The 22225-nt window shown below is 64.3% G+C and carries 18 protein-coding genes and 2 tRNA genes; 15 read left to right on the top strand and 5 right to left on the bottom strand.

All coding sequences use genetic code 11. The features are described 5' to 3' along the window. The first annotated feature begins 56 nt into the window (after positions 1 to 56). From U5A82_RS12105 to U5A82_RS12070, 8 genes are all read left to right on the top strand, one after another. Entirely contained in the window at positions 57 to 1286 is a 1230-nt protein-coding gene (locus U5A82_RS12105) for a hydrolase (protein ID WP_326291123.1), read from the top strand. Further along, the gene (locus U5A82_RS12100) at positions 1283 to 2302 is read left to right on the top strand and encodes an arginine N-succinyltransferase (protein ID WP_326291122.1); all 1020 of its coding nucleotides are present in this window, start codon (positions 1283 to 1285) and stop codon (positions 2300 to 2302) included. The genes U5A82_RS12105 and U5A82_RS12100 overlap by 4 nt, the downstream gene beginning before the upstream one ends. Then, positions 2299 to 3558 carry an N-succinylarginine dihydrolase gene (locus U5A82_RS12095; protein ID WP_326291121.1) on the top strand — a complete coding sequence of 420 codons (1260 nt, stop codon included), beginning with the start codon at positions 2299 to 2301 and terminating at the stop codon, positions 3556 to 3558. Before U5A82_RS12100 ends, U5A82_RS12095 begins: the two co-directional genes overlap by 4 nt. Positions 3559 to 3585: 27 nt before the next feature. After that, complete coding sequence (locus U5A82_RS12090) at positions 3586 to 3801, top strand: hypothetical protein (protein WP_326291120.1); 216 nt, start codon at positions 3586 to 3588, stop codon at positions 3799 to 3801. Between the two features lie 94 nt (positions 3802 to 3895). Further along, positions 3896 to 4780, top strand: a complete 885-nt coding sequence (locus U5A82_RS12085) for a PAS domain-containing protein (protein ID WP_326291119.1) — start codon at positions 3896 to 3898, stop codon at positions 4778 to 4780. A gap of 171 nt (positions 4781 to 4951) precedes the next feature. Next, the gene (locus tag U5A82_RS12080; RefSeq protein ID WP_326291118.1) at positions 4952 to 5398 is read left to right on the top strand and encodes a TadE family protein; all 447 of its coding nucleotides are present in this window, start codon (positions 4952 to 4954) and stop codon (positions 5396 to 5398) included. Beyond that, complete coding sequence (locus tag U5A82_RS12075; protein WP_326291117.1) at positions 5395 to 7020, top strand: pilus assembly protein TadG-related protein; 1626 nt, start codon at positions 5395 to 5397, stop codon at positions 7018 to 7020. The genes U5A82_RS12080 and U5A82_RS12075 overlap by 4 nt, the downstream gene beginning before the upstream one ends. Positions 7021 to 7058: 38 nt before the next feature. Continuing rightward, positions 7059 to 8510 (top strand): cobyric acid synthase, encoded by a 1452-nt coding sequence (locus U5A82_RS12070; protein ID WP_326291116.1) that lies wholly within the window; start codon positions 7059 to 7061, stop codon positions 8508 to 8510. Between the two features lie 53 nt (positions 8511 to 8563). On the opposite strand, the gene U5A82_RS12065 is transcribed toward U5A82_RS12070, so the two are convergent. Together U5A82_RS12065 and U5A82_RS12060 are read right to left on the bottom strand one after the other, a co-directional pair. Beyond that, positions 8564 to 8640 (bottom strand) — tRNA-Arg (locus tag U5A82_RS12065). A 58-nt stretch (positions 8641 to 8698) separates the two neighbouring features. Then, positions 8699 to 8775, bottom strand: a tRNA-Arg gene (locus U5A82_RS12060). Positions 8776 to 8888: 113 nt separating this feature from the next. Here U5A82_RS12060 and U5A82_RS12055 point away from each other — a divergent pair. Next, the gene (locus U5A82_RS12055; RefSeq protein WP_326291115.1) at positions 8889 to 9389 is read left to right on the top strand and encodes a hypothetical protein; all 501 of its coding nucleotides are present in this window, start codon (positions 8889 to 8891) and stop codon (positions 9387 to 9389) included. Between the two features lie 39 nt (positions 9390 to 9428). Here U5A82_RS12055 and ppdK read toward each other — a convergent pair whose 3' ends face one another. From ppdK to U5A82_RS12040, 3 genes are all read right to left on the bottom strand, one after another. Then, complete coding sequence (ppdK, locus tag U5A82_RS12050) at positions 9429 to 12128, bottom strand: pyruvate, phosphate dikinase (protein ID WP_326291114.1); 2700 nt, start codon at positions 12126 to 12128, stop codon at positions 9429 to 9431. Between the two features lie 139 nt (positions 12129 to 12267). Then, complete coding sequence (gene glyS / locus U5A82_RS12045) at positions 12268 to 14664, bottom strand: glycine--tRNA ligase subunit beta (protein ID WP_326291113.1); 2397 nt, start codon at positions 14662 to 14664, stop codon at positions 12268 to 12270. Positions 14665 to 14773: 109 nt separating this feature from the next. Beyond that, complete coding sequence (locus U5A82_RS12040; protein ID WP_326291112.1) at positions 14774 to 15673, bottom strand: glycine--tRNA ligase subunit alpha; 900 nt, start codon at positions 15671 to 15673, stop codon at positions 14774 to 14776. A 134-nt stretch (positions 15674 to 15807) separates the two neighbouring features. On the opposite strand from U5A82_RS12040, the gene U5A82_RS12035 reads away from it, so the two are divergent. The 6 genes from U5A82_RS12035 (at position 15808) to U5A82_RS12010 (ending at position 22141) form a co-directional block, all read left to right on the top strand. Further along, positions 15808 to 16722, top strand: coding sequence for a TraB/GumN family protein (locus U5A82_RS12035; protein WP_326291111.1), 915 nt, complete (start codon positions 15808 to 15810; stop codon positions 16720 to 16722). Then, complete coding sequence (locus U5A82_RS12030; protein WP_442802168.1) at positions 16719 to 17606, top strand: TraB/GumN family protein; 888 nt, start codon at positions 16719 to 16721, stop codon at positions 17604 to 17606. Before U5A82_RS12035 ends, U5A82_RS12030 begins: the two co-directional genes overlap by 4 nt. Positions 17607 to 17806: 200 nt before the next feature. Continuing rightward, a complete protein-coding gene (locus tag U5A82_RS12025; protein WP_326291110.1) occupies positions 17807 to 18427 on the top strand; it encodes a 50S ribosomal protein L25/general stress protein Ctc in 621 nt (206 codons plus the stop codon). Positions 18428 to 18505: 78 nt separating this feature from the next. Continuing rightward, entirely contained in the window at positions 18506 to 19078 is a 573-nt protein-coding gene (gene pth, locus U5A82_RS12020) for an aminoacyl-tRNA hydrolase (RefSeq protein WP_326291109.1), read from the top strand. Positions 19079 to 19147: 69 nt separating this feature from the next. Then, entirely contained in the window at positions 19148 to 20401 is a 1254-nt protein-coding gene (locus U5A82_RS12015) for an HD-GYP domain-containing protein (protein ID WP_326291108.1), read from the top strand. 105 nt (positions 20402 to 20506) lie between these two features. After that, the gene (locus U5A82_RS12010; RefSeq protein WP_326291107.1) at positions 20507 to 22141 is read left to right on the top strand and encodes an alpha-D-glucose phosphate-specific phosphoglucomutase; all 1635 of its coding nucleotides are present in this window, start codon (positions 20507 to 20509) and stop codon (positions 22139 to 22141) included. Positions 22142 to 22225: the final 84 nt, after the last annotated feature.

Below are 22225 nucleotides of genomic sequence, written 5' to 3'. Positions count from 1 at the left end.
GTGCAATTTTGCTGCCGGGGTGGAGACAGGCCCGGCGCTCTGATAGACCGTCTTGGATGACGGTCTTTTCATCGCAGGAGCAGAGGCTGCTCGATCATGCCGCAGCCGCGCCCATGTTGGCGCAGACGCAGGCCTGGGCAGCGATCAACAGCGGATCGCGCAATCTGGAGGGGCTTGCCCGGATGGCGGAGGTCCTGGCGGACGCCTTTTCCGTCCTGCCCGGCGACCTTCGTCTGGTCGATCCAGCACCGGTCGAGAGCGTCGGGGTGGACGGACATATCCAGCCGATCGCGCATGGCCGCCACCTCCATCTGTCGGTGCGTCCCGACGCCCCCGTCCGGCTGCTGATGACGGGGCATATGGACACGGTGTTCGCCGCCGACCATGTGTTCCAACAGCAACGATGGCTGGAACCCCATATTCTCAACGGTCCCGGCGTCGCCGATATGAAGGGCGGGATCGCGGTCATGCTGGCGGCGCTGCGTGCGATCGAGGCGTCGGAGGCGGTTGCGACCATCGGCTATGACGTGATCATCAATAGCGACGAGGAGGTCGGCAGCCCCTCCTCCGCCGCGTTGCTGAAGACGGCGGCGGCGGGCAAACTGGCGGCGTTCACCTACGAGCCTGCCGCCTTGCCCGACGGTACGCTGGCTGGCGCGCGCGCGGGCAGCGGGAATTTCTCGATCACCGCCACGGGCCTGAGCGCCCATGCGGGGCGCAATCCGGACGATGGTCGCAACGCCCTGATCGCCGCCGCCGATCTGGCGTTGCGGCTGAAGGCGGGCAGCGGTGCCGGCTTGTCCTGCAATCCGGCCAAGATCGACGGCGGCGGGCCGAACAATGTGGTGCCCGATCACGCTATATTGCGCGTCAATTTCCGGCCCAGAACGCCCGAGGACGAAATCGCCGCGCGCGCGCTGATCGACCGGGCGATGGCGGACGTGGCGCGGGACCATGACGTCAGCCTGCACCTGCATGGTGGCTTCGGGCGGCCGCCCAAGCCGATGGATGGCAAGGCGCTGGGCTTGTTCGGGTTGGTGCGGTCATGCGGCGCGGACCTGGGCCTCGACATCGGCTGGCGTGATACGGGCGGCGTATGCGACGGCAATAATATCGCGGCCTGCGGCGTGCCGGTGGTCGACACGATGGGCGTGCGCGGCGGCAGCATCCATAGCGACGCCGAATTTCTGCTGACCGACAGCCTCGCCGAACGGGCGCAATTGTCCGCGCTGGCGCTGTGGCGCATGGCGCGGGGCGATTATGGAAGAGAGGGGATGACCGCTTGAGCTTCATCATGCGCATCGCGCGCGCGGACGATTTGCAGACGCTGTATGAAATGGCGAAACTGACGGGTGGCGGCTTCACCAACCTGCCACCCGACCGCAAGGCGCTGACGTCCAAGCTGGAGCGCACCGAGCAGGCGCTGGCGCGGGAGGGCGATGGCATCGCGGACGAACTGATCGTCATGGTGCTGGAAAATGTGGAAACGGGTCAGGTGCGCGGCACGTGCCAGATATTTTCCACCGTCGGCCAAAGCGCGCCCTTCTACAGCTATCGTCTGGGCGTCTTGACCCAGCATAGCCGGGAACTGGGCCGCACCTTTCGCGCGCAGATGCTGTCGCTCACCACCGATCTGGAAGGGTCGGTGGAGGTTGGCGGCCTGTTCCTCCATCCGCGCGAGCGCGCCGAGGGCCTGGGCCTCTTGCTGGCGCGCAGCCGCTACCTCTATATCCGCAGCCATCGCGCGCGCTTCGGCGATCGGGTGATCGCGGAACTGCGCGGTGTCATAGACGAGGCGGGCGGATCACCCTTCTGGGATGGGCTGGCGGGGCGCTTTTTCGGCATGAGTTTTCAGGAAGCGGACGAATTCAATGCCGTGAACGGCAACCAGTTCATCGCCGACCTGATGCCCAAGACCCCCATCTATACCGCGATGCTGACCGACAGCGCCCGCGCCGTCATCGGCCTGCCCCATCCCAATGGCAGGGCGGCGATGCGGATGCTGGAAACGGAGGGGTTCGACAATGCGGGCTATGTCGATATCTTCGATGGAGGACCGACCATGCTGGGGCAGATCGACCAGTTGAAGACGATCGCCGGCGCGCGCGACATCACCCTGTCCGCTACGCATGAGAAAGGCGGGGACAAGATGCTGATCGCGACCGGGCAGTTGGCGGACTATCGCTGCACCTGGGGCTTCGTGCAGGAGGATGCGGACGGCGCGGTGTCGCTGGATGCCGCCAGCGCTGCACGGTTGAGGCTGGAAACGGGTGATGCATTCACAATGGCGGGGCGGGCATGAGCGTCAGGGAAATCAATTTCGACGGGATCATCGGTCCCAGCCATAATTATGCAGGACTGAGCCTGGGCAATCTGGCCTCCGCCAGCAATGCCGGTGCGGCGTCCCACCCCCGCGCGGCGGCGTTGCAGGGCATAGAGAAGATGCGCGGCAATGTCCGGCTGGGCTTGCGCCAGGGCATATTCCTGCCGCAGTGGCGACCCGACGTCGCCTGGCTGACTAAGCTGGGCACGGATGTCGGCGGCGCGCAGCCGCATATCCGCGCGGCCGCCATGTCGGCATCGTCCATGTGGGCCGCCAACGCCGCCACCATATCCCCGGCCAGCGACACCGCCGACGGACGCACGCACCTGACCGTCGCCAACCTCGTCACCATGGCGCATCGCAGCCATGAGTGGCCGCAGACGCTCGCCCAGTTGCGTGTTGCCTTTTCCGACACGCGGGCCTTCGTCATTCACGATCCGATCCCCGCCCCCTTCGGCGACGAAGGCGCGGCCAATCATATGCGTCTGGCCGAACGCCATGACGAACCGGGGGTCGAGGTCTTCGTCTATGGCCGGTCGGGGGGTGCCTTTCCCGCCCGCCAACATGTGGAAGCCAGCAAGGCGGTCGCCCGGCTCCACGGTCTCGATCCGGCCCGTACCCTGTTCGTCGAACAGTCCGAGGCCGCGATCGCGGCGGGCGCGTTCCACAATGACGTCGTTGCGGTGGCAAACGAACGCGTGCTGTTCAGCCATGAGCAGGCCTTCGCCGACAAGGACATGTTCTACGCCGACCTGCGCGCCGCCTTGCCCGGCGTCGAGATTATCGAAGTGCCCGCGAGCGCGATCAGCCTGGCCGACGCGATCAAATCCTACCTCTTCAACGCGCAACTGGTGACCTTGCCCGATGGCACGATGGCGCTGATCCTGCCGACGGAGGCACAGGAGACGCCGGCAGTCTGGTCGTGGCTTGAACAGATGGCCGCGGGCAATGGTCCGATCCGTCGGCTGATCCCGGTCGATGTGCGTCAGTCCATGGCCAATGGCGGCGGCCCTGCGTGCCTGCGGTTGCGCGTCGTGGCCGATCCGGCCGACATCGATCCGCGCTTTCTGGTGGACGAGGCAGGGCTGGACGAAATTGCCGACATCGTGTCCCAATATTGGCCAGAATCCATAGAATCCCAGGATTTGGGCGACACACGGCTGATTGCCCGCATCGAACAATCATGGTTAACACTTGTTGACCATTTGCAGCTGTCGGGCGACTTGTTTCCCTGAACGGCGGGCAAGCCGGACGGGATGAGCATGGAACGGATCAAGCGCCTCTTCACCATCAAGACCAAGTTCGAGGCATTTCTGGTGATCTATGCGCTGGCGCTGGGTGCAGCCGAGCGGGGGCATGTCTACATGGAGCAATATCCCGGCACCGGCGGTCATCTGCTGGCGCTGGCCTGTTCGGGCGCGGTCTTCATGGCCGGAGGCAAGATACTGGACGCGTTGGAATATCAGCGCGGCCTATAAACCCGAACTGCTTCCATAACGGACCGAACTCGGCAGCGATTTCCAAAAGCTCTGATCTATCCTGCATCCGTTCCCGATAACGGAGTGCCGATATATGCTGGATGATCGTCGCAGGCGCAGCGTTCCCGCCGCCGAACTGGTCCGCAATTTCGCGCATTGGCGCGAAGTGGGATCGCGCGAGCCGGTGATGGTGACGCACCATGGTCGGGAAACCCATGTCTTCATGGGCCTGGATCGGTTCCGCAACATGACGGTCGGTGACGAGGATGCACCCGCGCCCGATCGCACGTTCGAACTGGCCGCCCGCATCCATCAGGGCCTGGTCCTCTGCCGCGCGGATCTGTGCATCGATCATGTGAACGGCGTGGCGCTGGCCATGGCCAGGCGTTGGGACCGGCATTTGGAGGGGCAGATGCTTTGGGACGCCTTTCCCGAACTATCCGGCACCCTGACGGAGGCGCATATCCGCCATAGTCTGATGTCCGGGGAAGCGAGTGCGGCCGACATCCCCTCTCCCTTCCGCGACGATGTCTGGCTGCATGTCCAGACCTTTCCCTTTGCAGACGGGGTCGCGCTGTTGTTGCGCGACATCACCGCCGACATGCAGCGCCATCGTCTGGCCGACGTCAAATCCGCGATCCTCAAGGCAATGGGCGTGCATGGCGGCGTGGGCTATGCCCGCGTGTCGATGCGCGGCTTCATCGACGCAGTGAACGACAGTTTCTGCGCCATGGTGGGCCTTACGCCCGAGCGGCTGGCGGACGTGCCAGTCGCGGACCTGGTCGCACTGCCCGCACGCCCCCAGTTTCGCGAGCGACTTGAGCAAGTGCTGCGGGGCGAAGGCGATATCCGCTTCACGACCCAGTTGCTGACCAATGACGGCGCGGTCGCCTTGGTCGAAGCCGCGATCGCAAGGCTGCATGGCATCTATGGCACGGAGGGGGCGGTGATCGTGACGACACCTATCGGTGGACCGTAAATTAGCGACAACAACGTCCATAGCGGACCGATGCCGACGGTCCCTGGCAACATTTACGCCAAAGCGCGCCGGAGATGGTTCACGCCCGATCGCGCCCTTACGCAAAATCCGTAAAGGTCGCGCAAAACATGGCAAACGCGATATTGAACCGTTCGCCGTAGCATCGTTCCCATGTTCTACCGCGCCCCATCCTTCGCCCGATCGCGCCGACTGCTGGTCAGGCTGCTGCGCCACCAGGCGGGCAGCAGCCTGATCGAGGCGGCCTTCGCCCTGCCCGTCCTGATCCTCCTGCTGATGGGGATGCTGGCCTATGGCAGTTGGTTCATGACGGCCCATAGCCTTCAACAAGCGGCCAATGACGCGGCCCGTGCGTCGGTAGGCGGGCTGAACGGGGCGGAGCGGCGCACCCTGGTCGACCAGAGCCTGGTCGCGGCCCGTTCCGCCTTCCCCGTGCCTGGCGCGCAGACGATTGCCATCAGCGCCGTCGAAAACAACGGCTATTACACCGTGACGCTGCGCTACAACCTGTCCAATGCGCCGCTGTTCGCCGCTATCCCCTTCCCCCTGCCCCGCGGAACGCTGGAACGCAGCGCGGTCGTTCGGATGAGCGGCCAATGATCCGCCCGGGCTTTTACCGGGCGCTGGCGCGGAACCAGCAGGGTGGTGTCATGCTGATTCTGGCCGGATCGCTGTTCATGATGGCGGGTGCCGCCACGGTCGCCGTCGACCTGGGATCGGTCTATCTCGCCCGCCGCCAGTTGCAGGGCGTGGCGGATGCCGCCGCGCTGGCAGCGGCCGATGGCGGTCGAAGCGCCGCGGAGCAGCTCGTCGGGCAAAGCGGTATCGACGGCGTCGCTCTGGCGGCGTTCAACAGCGGCAGCTATTCGCCCGATCCATCCATACCGATCGCGCAACGGTTTCGCGTCGGCGATCCCGCTGGCGGCGCGATGCAGGTCGAAGTCCGCCGCCGGACACCGCTGTTTTTCGGCCGATTGCTGGTGGGGCGGGACGGCGTCGACCTCACCGCCCGCGCCACCGCCGCGCGGACCGATGCGGCCGCCTTTTCGCTGGGCACCGGGCTGGCGTCGTTGAGCGGCGGGGTGCCCAACATGCTGTTGTCCAGTCTGGCGGGGACCGAACTCAATCTGTCGGTGATGGACTGTAACGGGCTGGCCAGCACAGACCTGGACCTGTTGGGAATGGCCGACGCGCTGCGCGTGCGGACGGGCCGTGATGGCGAAGCCTATGGCGCCTTGTTCGACCGAAACATTCCGCTGTCCGACCTGCTGGGCGCGATGGCGGACAGCGCCGGTCAGGGTGCTGCCGCGAACACGCTGCTGGCCTTGTCCAGCCGCATAGCCGGACGGTCGGTACGGCTGAGCGATATCGTCGATCTTGGCCCCGTGCGGGGCGCCACGAGCGCGACGGGGCAACCCCATATCGTGCTGGACGCCTTTGCGATGCTGCGCATGGTGCTCAGCCCGCCGTCGGGGACATCCGTGCCCATGGACTTGCGCGTCACCGTCCCGGGGCTGAGCAGTAGCCGCCTGATGCTGGTGACGGGGGAAGGACAGACGCGATCGCCACTGTTGAGCGTGACCGCCAAGCGGGACGTCGTGCTGCGCACGGCCCAGACGCGCCTCTATCTGGAAAGCACGGTCGGCGCGGCGCTGTCGGGCATCGCGTCGGTGCGTGTGCCCCTCTATGTCGAACTGGCGGCGGCGGAAGCGCGGCTGTCCGACATCCAGTGCGGCCCCGATGGTGGCGTCACGCTGGCGGTGACGCCATCGGTGAGCACGGCGATACTCGGCGACATCGACGTGAACGCGCTGACCAATTTTTCCGCGCCCGCCAATCCGCGGCCTGCCCTGCTGGCGCAGACATTGGGCACGCGCGTCACGGGCTATGCCCATATTCCCTTGGGCGGAACGCAGACCCATAGCGTCCATTTCTCGCCCGGTGAGATCGCCATGCAGCAGGCCAAGACGGTCAGCACGCAGGATGTGACGCAGGGTATCGCTGCCGGGCTGGCCAGCCAGACCCAGATCCAGGTATCGCTGCTCGGCCTCACCGTCAGCAACAGCCCGCTTAGTCCGTTGGTCGGAGCTGTGCTTGGCACCACGGCGCCTTTGCTGGATGGCATCATCAACAGCGTCACCGCAACGCTGGGCGTCCGGGTGGGGTCGGCGGAGGTCCGCGTGCATCAGCGGCGATGCGGCATGGCGTCGGTGGTCGCCTGACCCTTGCTTTCGCTGCGCTCCGCCGTCAGGAGCGGCGCATGGGCGCTATCATGTTGCAGGGAACCGGATCGGACGTCGGCAAATCGGTGCTGGTGGCGGGCTTGTGTCGCGCGCTGGTGCGCCGGGGCTATCGCGTGCGGCCGTTCAAGCCACAGAATATGTCGAACAATGCCGCCGTCACCAGCGACGGGGGCGAAATCGGGCGCGCGCAGGCCTTGCAGGCGATCGCCTGCGGCGTGGCGCTGCATACGGACATGAACCCGGTGCTGTTGAAGCCGCAGGCCGACCGGACATCACAGCTGATCGTTCATGGTCAGGTTCGCGGCGCGCTAGGATCGGGCAATTTCCGCAGCGCGCGGGGGCAGTTGCTGGGCGCGGTCATGGAAAGCTACGACCGGCTGCGCCAGCAGTGCGACATCGTCGTGGTGGAAGGGGCCGGATCGCCGGCGGAAATCAATCTGCGCGGCGGCGACATCGCCAATATGGGCTTTGCCCGCGCTGCCGACGTGCCGGTCATTCTGGTCGGGGACATCGACCGGGGTGGCGTGATCGCGGCGGTGGTGGGCACGCGCACGGTCATCGATCCGGAAGATGCCGCGATGATCCATGGTTTCCTCATCAACAAGTTTCGCGGCGATCCAGCGCTGTTCGAAGATGGCTATCGCCAGATCGAGGCGCTGTCGGGCTGGCGCGGCATGGGCGTGGTGCCCTGGCTGGATGCGGTCGCGCGCCTGCCGAGCGAGGATGCGGTTATACTGGAGCGGCGTAGCCATTCGACCGACGCGCCGCTGGTGATCGCCTGCCCCGTGTTGCCGCGCATTTCCAATTTCGACGATCTCGATCCGCTCAAGCTGGAGCCGGGCGTGGATCTGCGCATGATCGGGCCGGGTCAGGCTATTCCCGGCGACGCGGCGCTGGTGATCCTGCCCGGCTCCAAAGCGACGATCGCCGATATGCGCGCGATGGTCGCCCAAGGTTGGGACATCGACATCCGCGCGCATCATCGGCGCGGGGGTGCGGTGCTGGGCCTGTGCGGCGGCTATCAGATGCTGGGTCGCACGATCGCCGACCCGGAGGGCGTGGAGGGACCGGCCGGATCGGTCGCCGGGCTGGGCCTGCTCGACGTGGAGACGCGCTTGTCCGGAGCGAAAACGCTGGAGCAGGTTCGGGGTGAGGCGCTGGGCGCGGATTTTAGCGGTTACGAGATGCATATGGGCGTCACCAAAGGGCCTGACTGTAGTCGGCCCTTTGCGGTGATCGACGGCGTGCGGGCCGATGGCGCAATCAGTCGCGACGGTCGGGTGATGGGCAGCTACGTCCACGGGCTGCTGGGCAGCACGGCCCTGCGCGACGCGTTGTTGCGGCGGTTGGGGGGGCAATCGGCGGGGGCGGACTATGACCGATCGGTGGAAGACGCCTTGGACGAGATTGCCGCGTTGCTGGAAACCCATGTCGATATCGACGCCATGGTCGCACTGGCGATGGCATAAGTCGCGACGCAAAAAAGGCGGCCTGACGCCGCCTTTTCCTGTCGATCGAATGATGGTGCACCCAGAGCGATTCGAACGCCCGACCCTCAGATTCGTAGTCTGATGCTCTATCCAGCTGAGCTATGGGTGCGAAGGAAAGACGAGCGGACCGCGGCTATAAGCCCGGCCCAAAAGCCCTTCGAAAGAAATGGTGCACCCAGAGCGATTCGAACGCCCGACCCTCAGATTCGTAGTCTGATGCTCTATCCAGCTGAGCTATGGGTGCGTGGAGACGCGCAGATAGAAGCGCTTGGCCGATTGGGCAAGCCCCTTTTTTGCACTTTTGTGGCCTGGCAACTTTTATCCCTCGTCCCTCGTTCAATGCGCCAGGAGGACGCCATGATGAGCTTCAATCTAAATCAGGTCGCGTTGTTGCTGGTGGTGCTGGTCATAGGCTGGCTGCTGGGGTTGATGATGAGCGGGCGCGGCAAATATAAACGCCTGTGGCACGACGAACAGGCGGTGCATCGCAACGCGATCAAGGAACGCGATGCCCGCATCGAAGCGTCCAATGCGCGTATTACGGAGCTGGAGCGCCAGTCTGCCGGTCCGATCGGGGCTGGCACGGCCACGGCGGTGGCAGGTGCGGTGCATGGCCGGGACGATCTGAGCAGGATCAGCGGTATCAGCCAGGCGCAGGAAGTGTCGCTGAACGAAGCGGGTTATCAGCGCTACGGCCAGATCGCAGCACTCAATGCCGAGCAGGAAGCGACGCTGGAAGCGCGGCTGGGTCTGAAACCGGGTACGATCATGCAGGAGGACTGGCGCGGACAGGCGCTCGCGCTGGAACGGGACGGCACCAAGCCCGGCCTGCTCAGCCGTCTGACGGGATCGCACTGAAACGACAAAGGGCGGGGTTGATGCCCCGCCCTTTTTCTATCACTTCTTGGCGAGCGCCGCCTGCGCTGCGGCCAATCGAGCGATCGGCACGCGATAGGGCGAGGCCGACACATAATCCAGGCCCGTCGCCTCGCAGAAGGCGATCGAGGCCGGATCACCGCCATGTTCGCCGCAAATGCCGAGCTTAATGCCGGGGCAAGTCTTGCGGCCACGCTCCGCCGCGATCTCGATCAATTCGCCCACGCCTTCGACATCGATGCTGACGAAGGGATCGCGGGCGAAGATGCCCTTGTCTACATATTGCGTCAGGAAGCGGCCTGCGTCGTCGCGGCTGATGCCGATCGTCGTCTGCGTGAGGTCATTGGTGCCGAAGGAGAAGAACTCGCCGACTTCCGCGATCTCGCCTGCCTTGAGCGCGGCGCGCGGCAGTTCGATCATGGTGCCGACCAGATATTCGACCTTGTTATTCTGTTCCTCGAACACTTCGACAGCGACGCGATCGACGATCGCCTTCATCAGTTCCAGTTCCTTGGCGGTCGCCACGAGCGGGATCATGATTTCCGGGATCGGCGCTTCGCCGCCGCGCGCCTTGACGATCAGCGCGGCTTCGAAGATCGCGCGCGCCTGCATCTCGTAGATTTCGGGATAGGTCACGCCCAGTCGGCAACCGCGATGGCCGAGCATCGGGTTGAATTCATGCAGTTCGGCGGCGCGACGCTTGAGCGTGTCGACGCTGACGCCCGCGCCCTTGGCCACTTCCTCGAACTCCGCTTCGCCGTGCGGCAGGAATTCGTGCAGCGGCGGATCGAGCAGGCGGATGGTGACGGGCAGGCCCGCCATTACCATGAAGATCTGCGCGAAATCGTCCCGCTGTTCCGGCAGCAGCTTGTCGAGCGCGACGCGGCGGCCCTTCTCGCTGTCGGCCAGGATCATTTCGCGCACGGCGGTGATGCGCGCCGCGTCGAAGAACATATGTTCGGTACGGCACAGGCCCACGCCTTCCGCGCCGAACTCCCGCGCGACCTTGCAGTCCTGCGGCGTTTCGGCGTTGGCGCGCACCTTGAGGCGACGGACCTTGTCGGCCCACACCATCAGCGTGCCGAAATCACCGGCCAGTTCGGGCTGCACGGTCGGGACTTCACCGGCCATCACTTCGCCGGTCGATCCGTCGATGGTCAGGATGTCGCCTTCCTTCAACTCGCGGCCGCCGACGCGCAATATCTTGGTCTTGCCGTCGATCGAGATGCCGCCCGCGCCCGAGACGCAGGGGCGACCCATGCCGCGCGCCACGACGGCGGCGTGGCTGGTCATGCCGCCACGCGCGGTCAGGATGCCCTTGGCCGCGTGCATGCCGTGAATGTCTTCGGGGCTGGTTTCGACGCGCACCAGGATGACGGCGTCGCCCATTTCATTGCGGCGCTCGGCAGTGTCGGCGTCGAACACGATCGCGCCCGAAGCCGCGCCGGGGCTGGCAGGCAACCCCTTCGTCAGCACGTCGCGCGGGGCGCTGGGATCCAGCGTGGGGTGCAGCAACTGGTCGAGCGCGGCGGGATCGACGCGGGCGACGGCTTCTTCCTCGGTGATGAGGCCCTCATGCGCCATGTCGACGGCCATCTTCAGCGCGGCCTTGGCAGTGCGCTTGCCCGAACGGGTTTGCAGCATCCACAGCTTGCCCTGCTGCACCGTGAACTCGATGTCCTGCATGTCGCGATAATGGGTTTCGAGGATTTCGAACACCTTCGCCAGTTCGGCATAGGTTTCGGGCATCGCCTCTTCCATCGACAGCGGCTTGGCCCCTGCCCGCTCGCGCGCGGCCAGCGTCAGATATTGCGGGGTCCGGATGCCCGCGACGACATCCTCGCCCTGCGCATTGATCAGATATTCGCCATAATAGGCATTCTCGCCGGTGGACGGATCGCGGGTGAAGGCGACGCCGGTGGCCGAGGTTTCGCCCATATTGCCGAACACCATCGCCTGCACGTTGACGGCGGTGCCCCATTCGCCGGGGATGTTGTTGAGGCGGCGATAGACCTTCGCGCGCTCCGACTGCCAGCTGCCGAACACGGCGCTGATCGCACCCCAGAGCTGGTCATGCACATCCTGCGGGAAGGGCTTGTTCCACAGCTTTGCAACAAGCGCCTTATATTCGGCGACCAGCGCCTTCCAGTCTTCGGCGGTCAGTTCGGTGTCGAGCGTATAGCCGTTGTCTTCCTTGGCGATTTCGAGCGCTTCCTCGAACGCGCCATGGTCCAGTTCCAGCACGACGTCGGAATACATCTGGATGAAGCGGCGATAGCTGTCCCAGGCGAAACGCTCGTCACCCGATGTGTTGGCGAGGCCGATGACGGTTTCGTCGTTGAGGCCGAGGTTGAGGACGGTGTCCATCATGCCCGGCATCGACGCGCGCGCGCCGGAGCGGACCGACACCAGCAGCGGATCGGCGGCATCGCCGAACCGCTTGCCCGTGATCCCCTCAATATGGGCGATGCCGCTGGCGACTTCGGCGGTCAGGCTTTCGGGATATTTGCCGCCATCGACATAATAGCGGGTGCACATGTCGGTCGTGATGGTGAAGCCCGGGGGCACCGGCAGGCCGATCGCGGCCATGCCGTCGAGGTTCGCGCCCTTGCCGCCCAGCAGGTTGCGGTCGCCCTGCCCGCCATCATCCACACCGCCGCCGAAACGATAGACATAACGCGTCGCGGTGCTGCTCATGATGGCCTCTTTCGTATCAGTCATTCCCGGCTCTCCCTGCACTGATTGCCGATGATATTGCATTGCAACAATTTTGCCGCATTTAGCGACATAACCCACGGGTGAATAGGATATTTCCGGCTTAACTTCGCATATTTCCCGCCTATCCTGAAATATCCTTATTCTATCCCGTAATTTTCGAGAAGTCGGCGACCTTATGCACCGCGTCCCGCACCCGCGCCAACACAGCGAGGCGAGTTGTACGCTTCACCGGGTCGTCGTCATTGACCGTGACCGTTTCAAAGAAGACATCGATCGGCGCGCGCAGCATCGCAAGAGCTGCCATGGCGCCCTCGAAATCTTCCGACGCGACGGCTTGCGCCGCGTGCGGTTCGGCAGTGTCGAGCGCGGCGATGAGGTCAGCTTCGGCCTTTTCCGGGGTGTAGGACAGGACCACATTCGTCATGCCAGCGGAGGCTGGCATCTCAAGCGTTTGCGCGCCTCCGCCTGAGACCCCAGCCTGCGCTGGGGTGACGGATGGGGCGGGCGCTTCCTTCTTTAGGATGTTCGCGGCGCGCTTGTATCCTGCGAGCAGGTTGGCGCCATCGTCGGTCGCGACGAAGGACTGGAGCGCGTGGACCCGGGCGAGCAGGCGGACGAGGTCATCCTCGCCGCCGAGCGCGAACACCGCGTCGATCAAGTCGTGGCGCACGCCCGCTTCGCGTTGCTGGACCTTGAGGCGGTCGGCGAAAAAGTCGAGAAACGGCACGTCCGACGCGGCAAATGCGCCGACGAATGATTTGATTTCCGGCCGGGACAGATTGGCGGCCTGCCATTCCGTTTCCGTCACCCGCGATGGGTCCAGACCGAATTTTGCCAGCGTCTGCGCGTCGACATCGGCTAGCGCCTTGGTATTCAGGAACACATGTCGATAGACATGGTCGCTCAGCGCGAAGGCGTGCACCTTTTTGAGGTTCAATCGCAGCCCATTGTTTTCCAACAGCCGCAAGATGGAAAGGGCTGCGCGACGCAGCGCGAATGGGTCTTTCGATCCGGTCGGCCCCTGCTCGATACCGAAGAAACCGACCAGCGTATCCAGCTTATCCGCTAAACTCACCGCCACCGTCACCGGCGCGGTAGGCACATCATCGCCCTGCCCGACAGGCCTGTAATGGTCGCGGATGGCGTCGGCGACGGCATCGGGCAGGCCTTCGGCGCGAGCGTAATAGCCGCCCATGATGCCTTGGAGTTCCGGGAACTCGCCGACCATTTCGGTGACGAGATCGGCCTTGGCGAGGCGGGCGGCCTGTTCGGCGAGGTCGGCCAACTCAACTTTCGTCATGCCAGCGTAGGCTGGCATCTCAGGCGTTGGCGCGTTGCCGCCTGCGACCCCAGCCTGCGCTGGGGTGACGGTGGGGGCCGGGGTGACGGTGGGGGTTGGGTTCGCGGTTATGGATGGCGTGATGATCCCCTCTTCGACCAACCATCGCGCCAGCTTGGCGACCCGCTCCACCTTGTCGGCGACGGTGCCCAGTTTCTCGTGGAAGGTGATGCGTTCCAGCTTCTTTGCATGGTCGGCGAGCCGCGTCTTGCGGTCCTGCTCCCAGAAGAAGCGGGCGTCGCTCAGGCGGGCGGCCAGCACCTTGCGGTTGCCCGCGACGATCGCTGCACCGCCATCCTTCGCCTCGATATTGGCGGTGCAGATGAAGGCAGGAGCCAGTTTCCCGTCCGCATCGCGCAGCACGAAATATTTCTGGTTGATGCGCAGCGTCAGCTGGATGACTTCGGGCGGCACTTCCAGGAAAGCGGGGTCGAAATCGCCCAGCAGCGGCACCGGCCATTCGGTGAGGCCCGCATTTTCGGCGATCAGGCCCCTGTCCTCGATCACGCTATAGCCCTGCGCGGCGGCGGCTTCGCTCGCCTTCGCCTCGATGATGACCTGCCGTTCCTCATGGCTGACGATCACATGGCAGGCGCGCAGTTTTTCGACATAGTCATCCGCGCCGCCGATGGTGATGTCGCCGGCGTGGTGGAAGCGATGGCCGAGCGTCGTGTAGCTCGACGCGATGCCGTCGACCGTGATCTCGACCAGCTGTTCGCCCAGGATTGCGACGATGCCCTTCAACGGGCGGACCCAGCGCAGGCTTTCGGTCGTCTGGCTGGCGGTGCCCCAGCGCATCGATTTGGGCCAGGGGAAGGCGCGGATGACCGCTGGCACGGCTTGCGCCAACACGTCGATCGTGGCGCGGCCGGGCTTGTTGACGACGGCGAACCAGACGCCGTCGCGATCCTCCAGCTGGTCCTGCGTCAGGCCGGTCTTGCGCAGAAAGCCTTCAAGCGCCTGCGCGGGTGCGGAGGTGCGCGGGCCTTTAAACTCCTCGCTGACCGCCGCGGTTTCGAGCGGCAGGCCGCGGGCGATCAGCGCCAGGCGGCGGGGCGTGACGAAGCGTTCGATCGCGGCGGCCTTAAGGCCCGCCTTCGCCAGTTCTTCGGTGAAGAGCCGGGCGAGGTCTTCGCTGGCCTTTATCTGCATACGCGCGGGGATTTCTTCGCAGCGCAGTTCGAGGAGGAAATCCGTCACAGGATTTCATCCGATGCCCTAGCAGAGGCTGGAGCCTCAGGCCGGAGAGCGCACCGCATGACGCACGAAATCCCAGCCGTCGTTGGGATGACGGAAATAGTTGTCTTCATCACGCGGTCCACCCCGGATATTGCGCGGTCCATTGGTCGGCGTTGCTGGCGATCCAGGCTTCGCAACTGCCCTTCGCCATGTCGCGCACCTGGCCCATATAGCTGGCGCGTTCCTGCACGGAAATCACGCCGCGGGCCTGGAGCAGGTTGAACACATGGCTGGCCTTGATCGCCTGGTCATAGGCGGCGAGCGGGACGCCCTTGTCGATGCACTGGCCCCATTCGGACTGGCAATCCTTGAACCAGCGGAACAGCTTGTCCGTGTCGGCGACCTCGAAATTCCATTTCGACATCTGTTTCTCATTTTCGAGGAATACGTCGCCATAGGTGACGCCCGCATCGTTGAATTTGAGGTCGTAGACGCTGTCGACGCCCTGGATATACATGGCGAGGCGTTCGAGGCCGTAGGTCAGTTCGCCCGCGACCGGCTTGCAGTCATAGCCGCCCATCTGCTGGAAATAAGTGAACTGGGTGACTTCCATGCCGTCGCACCAGACTTCCCAGCCCAGGCCCCAGGCGCCCAGCGTCGGGCTTTCCCAGTCATCCTCCACGAAACGGATATCGTGGACCAAGGGATCGATGCCGATTTCCACCAGGCTGCCCAGATAGAGTTCCTGCAGGTTCGCCGGGCTGGGCTTCATGATCACCTGATATTGGTAATAATGCTGGAGCCGGTTGGGGTTTTCGCCATAGCGGCCGTCGGTCGGGCGGCGGCTGGGCTGGACATAGGCGGCGTTCCACGGCTGCGGCCCGAGCGCGCGCAGCGTCGTCGCGGGGTGGAAGGTGCCCGCGCCGACTTCCATGTCATAGGGTTGCAGGATGACACAGCCCTGTTTCCCCCAATAGGCATGGAGGGTCAGGATCAGGTCCTGGAAGGAAAGCACTTTGCCTTCGGCCACGGATAGTCCCTGTCAAATAGCGTTGTTAAGATGTCGCGCGCCTTGGCCCATGGGGTTGAAAGGGTCAAGGAAAAGCGGCGGCAAACAGGGTTAAGCGGCTTGCCCTGATGCGCGGCGCTCCCCATGAAAGGCGCATGAGCATCTTTCGATCCCTCCCCCGCCTGCTGGCCGCCGCCCTGCTGCTGATCGGCGCGGGTGCGCAGGCGCGCCCTGCCCCGTCCGCCCCCGCTGTCGCGACACCCGCGCTCTGGGCGGTGCAGGACGCGGACACCACCATCTATCTGTTCGGCACGGTTCATGTGATGAAGCCGGACATCGACTGGTTTCACGGCGATGTGAAGCGCGCCTTCGACCGGTCGGACCAACTGGTGCTAGAAATCATCGAGCCGGACGATCCCAGCGCGATCGCGACGGCGATGGCCGGAATGGCGATGGCGAAGGACGGGGTGAAGCTGTCCGACCGGCTGACCCCGGAAGCGCGCACCCGATATCAGGCGGCGATGGATGCCAATGGCCTGCCTTGGCGGACGTTCGACATGTTCAACCCGTGGATAGGCGGCCTGGCCCTGTCCGTCGCGCCGCTGGAGCGGCTGGGCTACAAGAATGATCTGGGCGCGGAGAAGATTTTGCGCGGCGCGGCGCAGGGTGCGGGGAAGACAGTCGATGCGCTGGAAACGGTGGAGCAGCAGGTCGGCTTCTTCGCGAGCCTGCCGATGGAACAGCAGGTCGAGTTCCTGAACGCCACCGTCGATGGCCTGCCGGAGATGGAGAGCGAATTTGGCGATCTGCTCCGATACTGGCAGGCGGGACAGCCCGACAGGCTGGCGAAGTCCATGAACAAATCGCTCGAAGCAACCCCCGAACTGGCGCAGGTGCTGCTGACCGGGCGTAACGCCCATTGGGCGCAGTGGATCAAGGCGCGACTGGCGCAGCCCGGCACGGTCTTCGTCGCAGTGGGCGCGGGCCATTTGGCGGGCAAGGGCAGCGTGCAGGATCAGTTGCAGGCGTTGGGCCTGCGCGCGCGCCGCATCCGGAATGTGAAACCATGATGCGCGCCGTCACGCGCCTGCTGGCTTTCTTCGCTCTGACGCTGGTCGCTGCCTGCGGACAGGAGCCGGCGCCAGCGCCCAAGGTGCAGGCTGGCCCGGCCCTCTGGCAGGTGCAGCGTGGGGCGCTGAACGGCTGGCTGTTCGGGACCATCCATGTCCTGCCCAAGGGCGTGGCCTGGGATACCCCGACGATCAAGGAGGCCATGACCGCAGCGGACCGGCTGGTGCTGGAAGCCCAAGATTTGCAGGACGAACAGAAGACCTTGTCCCTGTTCGAGGCGATGGGCCGCAGCCCGGGCCTGCCGCCGCTGGAACGGCGTGTGCCGGACACGGAAAAGGCAGCATTGGACAAAGCGTTGGCCGATGGCGGGACCAGCAGCCAGGCGCTGTCAGGCTATGAAAGCTGGGCGGCCGCGATGCTGCTGTCCGCCGCCAGCCAGCAATCGCTGAAAGTCAGTCAGGATGACGGCGTGGAGCCGGTGCTGATCGCGACATTCAAACAGGCGGGCAAGCCCATCGGCGGGCTGGAGACGGTGGAGCGACAGTTCGCCGCCTTCGACACGCTGCCGGAAGCGGCGCAATCGCGCCTGCTGGTCCAGACCATCCATGAAGCCAAGGGCATGAAGGCGCTGTACGACCGTATCCTGACCGCCTGGTCGAAGGGCGACATGGATGCGATCGCGAAGGAAGACCAGATCGGCGAGCAGCCCGATCCGGTGGTCGAGGACGCGATATTGGTCGCGCGCAACCGCGACTGGGTGAAGGCGATCGCGCCGATGAAGGGGCGGCCGTTCATCGCGGTGGGCGCGGGCCATCTGACGGGCCGGGACAATCTGATCACGCTGCTGGAAGCCAAAGGCTATAAGGTGACGCGGGTGCAGTAATGCCTCCTCCGCTACCGCTTGGTTCGAGCTTGTCGAGAACATGTCCATCCTTCTCGACAAGCTCGAACCGAACGGAACTTGGGCAACATCGCCCTCCCCCTTGCCTTTGCGCCCTTTTCTGCTAAAGGGCCGCCTTCCCGCTATGGTCATCCCTGGAGGCGTGGCGGGAACGTACATCAATTTGCTTTTGGAGATATGCAATGAGCGAGCAGCTTACGCTGTCGGCCGAGGCACGCGATCGGGCAGGCAAGGGAGCCTCCCGCGCCCTCCGCCGTGAGGGCCGCGTACCCGCCGTCATCTATGGAATGAACGAAGAACCCCTGTCGATCCATGTCGAGGAAAAGCTCCTCAACAAGCAGCTCGGCACCGGCCACTTCTTCAATTCGGTCATCATGGTCGAAGTCGGCGGCAAGACCGTCCGCACCCTCGCCAAGGACGTGGCCTTCCACCCCGTCAGTGACCGTCCGCTGCACGCCGATTTCCTGCGCGTGTCCGAACATGCCACCGTTCACGTCCATGTGCCCGTGCGCTTCGAAAATGAAGACGCCTCGCCTGGCCTGAAGAAGGGCGGCGTTCTGAACATCGTCGCGCACGACATCGAACTGGAAGTCGATGCCGCCGAAATCCCCGACGAAGTCGTGGTCGACCTGACCGGCCTGGAAGTGGGCAATTCGCTGCACATCAGCGCCGTCACCCTGCCCAAGGGCACGAAGGCCCTGCACGCGGACACCGACTTCTCGATCGCGACCGTCGTCGCCCCGTCGGCGCTCAAGAGCGCCGAAGGCGAAGCGGACGCTGAGGAAGCCGTCGAGGGCGAATAAGCCTTTCGCCCTTTCAAGGCTGGAAAATTCGATCCCGTCCGCCTACCCGGCGGGCGGGATTTTCTTTGGAGCATGGACATGCAGATCTGGGCCGGCCTGGGCAATCCGGGCGCGCAATATGCGATGCATCGGCATAATGTGGGCTTCATGGTCGCGGACGTGATCGCCGACCTGTATCGCTTTTCGCCGCGGAAGAAGCAGTTCCAGGGCTGGGTGCAGGAAGGGCGGATCGGTCCCGAGAAGATCATCCTGCTGCAACCCGCAACCTTCATGAACGAAAGCGGGCGATCGGTGGGCGATGCGATGCGCTTCTACAAGCTGACACCGCAGGACGTGAGCGTCTTCCACGACGAACTCGACCTGGCGCCGATGAAGGTCAAGGTGAAGCGTGGCGGCGGCAATGCCGGGCATAACGGCCTGCGATCGATCGACACGCATATCGGGAATGATTTCCGTCGCGTGCGCATCGGCATCGGTCATCCGGGTCATAAGGACAAGGTTCATGGCTACGTCCTGGGCAATTATCACAAGAGCGAGATGGATGCCTTGGCGCACATGCTGGGTGCGATCGGCGCGGAGGCCGAGTGGCTGGCGAAGAATGACGACGCCCGTTTCATGAATGATGTCGCCAGTCGACTGCAAGACGACTGAATTATTTCCCAATTTTATACCGATAGTAACCGAATCGGATATAGTGGAGGGCTTGAGAGGAGCCTTCCATTGCTGGTTGACGTGTCGCCGGACGAGATTGCGATGGGCATGTATGTGCATGGCTTCAAGGGAAGCTGGCTCCATCATCCTTTCTGGCGCGCGAAATTTCTGGTCGACGACGACCGGGTTCTGGAACGGATCAGGTCCAGCACGGTCGACGCGGTGATCATCGATATCGAGAAGGGCGCTGGCGCGGCGAGTCCCGCAACCTCGCCCCATGTGGCTACCGTTCAGGTCGAAAGCATCGCTCGCCCTTCCAGACCCTATAGACGTCCCGACAGGCAACCCCCTTACCAGCGCGACCCGGACAGCATCGAAGTGGAACGCGCGCGTACGATCATCGCCAGGGGCAAGCGGCTGGTCCTGCGCCTGTTCGATGATGCGCGGCTCGGCACATTGTCCATGTCGAACGAGATTGTCGGCCTGGTGGAGGAGATATCCGCCTCGCTCGAACGCAGCCGCACCACGCTGATCAGCATCGCCCGGCTCAAGACCAAGGACGAATATACCTATCTGCATTCCGTCGCCGTCTGTGCGCTGATGATGAATTTCGGGCGGCAACTGGGCATGGATGAAGCCGAAATACGCGACCTGGGCATTGCGGGCCTGTTTCACGATGTGGGCAAAATGGCGGTGCCGATCGACCTGCTGAATAAGGCGGGCAAGCTGTCGGACGAAGAATTCGCCCAGATGAAGCGGCACACGGCTGCGGGGCATGATCTGCTCAAGGCCTGCGACAAGGTGCCGTCTGTCGCGCTGGACGTGGCGCTGCATCATCATGAGCGTATGGACGGCACCGGTTATCCGGACGGGCTGCGGGGCAACGCCTTCTCCCTTGCCGCGCGCATGGGCGCGATCTGTGACATTTACGATGCCCTGACGTCGGACCGCATCTACAAGGAAGCCTGGACACCGGCGGACGCGATAAGCCGGATGCGCGGGTGGACCGACCATCTCGACCAGGATCTGCTCTTTTCCTTCATGCAGAGCATCACCGTCTATCCACCGGGCATGCTGGTGCGCCTGCGATCGAACCGGCTGGGCATCATCCTGCCGAACGGCAGGCGGGCAAGCCGACCGCGCGCCCGCGCCTTCTATGCCATAGCGGACGGCACGTTCATCGCCGCGCAGGACGTGGCGCTATCCGACAGCCTGAACACGGATCAGGCGATGGCGGCGGCGGTGCCCGCACATTGGCCGATCGGCGATTGGACCAGCTTGCAGGCGCATCTGCTGGCCGGGAGCTATGTTCCGCCCGGTTGATGTAAAAACCCCGTGCGCTCTTCGCATTTTTCCATCATGAACCGACCGTCTCATCGTCGCGTCTTGCCGCGCGGCGGCCAAACCCACGCCTAAACATCGGAGATCATGGTGCCGATCCAGACCGTTTCGACAACGCCTTTCGACGACCAGAAGCCCGGCACGTCGGGCCTGCGCAAGAAGGTCCGCGTGTTTCAGCAGCCCCATTATGCGGAAAATTTCGTCCAGTCGGTGTTCGACAGCCTGGACGGCTTTGCCGGGCAGACGCTGGTGGTGGGCGGAGACGGCCGCTACCTCAACCGTGAAGTCATCCAGATCGTCCTCAAGATGGCGGCCGCCAATGGCTTTGGCCGGGTGATCGTGGGCCAGGGCGGCATATTGTCCACCCCCGCCGCGTCGCACCTGATCCGGTCGTTCGGCGCGTTCGGGGGCCTGATCCTGTCGGCCAGCCACAATCCGGGCGGGCCGGACGAGGATTTCGGGATCAAATATAATATCGGCAATGGTGGCCCCGCGCCGGAGAAGGTGACGGATGCGATCGCCGCACGATCACTGGTCATCGACAGCTACAAGATACTGGACGCCGCCGATGTCGATATCGACACGATCGGAACCGGCACGATGGGGGCTATGGCGGTCGAGGTGGTCGATCCGGTTGCGGCCTATGCCGAGCTGATGGAAAGCCTGTTCGATTTCGCGGCGATCCGCGCGCAGATCAAAGGCGGCTTCACCCTGGCCTTCGATTCGATGAGCGCCGTGACCGGTCCCTATGCGGTCGAGATTTTCGAGCGGCGCCTGGGCGCGCCCGCTGGCACGGTGATGAACGGGACGCCGCTTCCCGATTTCGGTCATCATCATCCCGATCCGAACCTGGTCCACGCCAAAGAGCTGTATGACCGGATGATGGCCGCCGACGCGCCCGATTTCGGCGCGGCGTCGGACGGCGATGGCGACCGCAACCTTATCATCGGGCGGCACAGCTATGTGACGCCGTCGGATTCGCTCGCCGTGCTGGCGGCCAATGCCCATCTTGCGCCGGGCTATGCGGCCGGCCTCAAGGGCATCGCGCGCTCCATGCCGACCAGCGGCGCGGCCGACCGGGTCGCAGAAAAGCTGGGCGTGCCGCTTTATGAGACGCCCACGGGCTGGAAATTCTTCGGCAATCTACTCGATGCCGGCATGGCGACCATCTGCGGCGAGGAAAGCGCGGGCACCGGGTCGGACCATGTGCGCGAGAAGGACGGCATCTGGGCGGTGCTGCTTTGGCTCAATATCCTGGCCGTGCGGCAGCAGAGCGTCGCGGCGATCATGGCCGATCACTGGGCGACCTATGGCCGCAACTATTATGCCCGCCACGATTATGAGGCGATCGCCAAGGATCGCGCTGACGCCCTGATGGCGGCGCTGCGCGGCAAATTATCCGCCCTGCCCGGCACGACCAACAGCGGCGGCACGGTGCAAAGCGCCGACGATTTCGCCTATGTCGATCCCACCGATCAGTCGGTCAGCAACCATCAGGGCGTCCGGATCCTGTTCGAGGACGGATCGCGCATCGTGTTCCGTCTGTCCGGCACGGGCACGCAGGGCGCGACGCTGCGTGTCTATATCGAACGCTTTGTTGGCCCGGATGGCGCGTTGGGGTTGGAGACGGGCGAAGCGCTCGCCCCGCTGATCGCGGCTGCGCAGGAAGTGGCCGATATCGCTGGGTTCACCGGAATGGACACGCCCAGCGTGATCACCTGACCGGTTGATCGCCAGACGAACCAACGAAAGGGATCAGGTCGCGGAGGTAATTTCCCGTCTTCCAGACGCAAACTAACGATCGGG

It is taken from the genome of Sphingobium sp. CR2-8 (assembly GCF_035818615.1).
In the GTDB taxonomy this organism is placed as follows: domain Bacteria; phylum Pseudomonadota; class Alphaproteobacteria; order Sphingomonadales; family Sphingomonadaceae; genus Sphingobium.
This window is presented reverse-complemented; position numbering and strand designations above follow the sequence as displayed.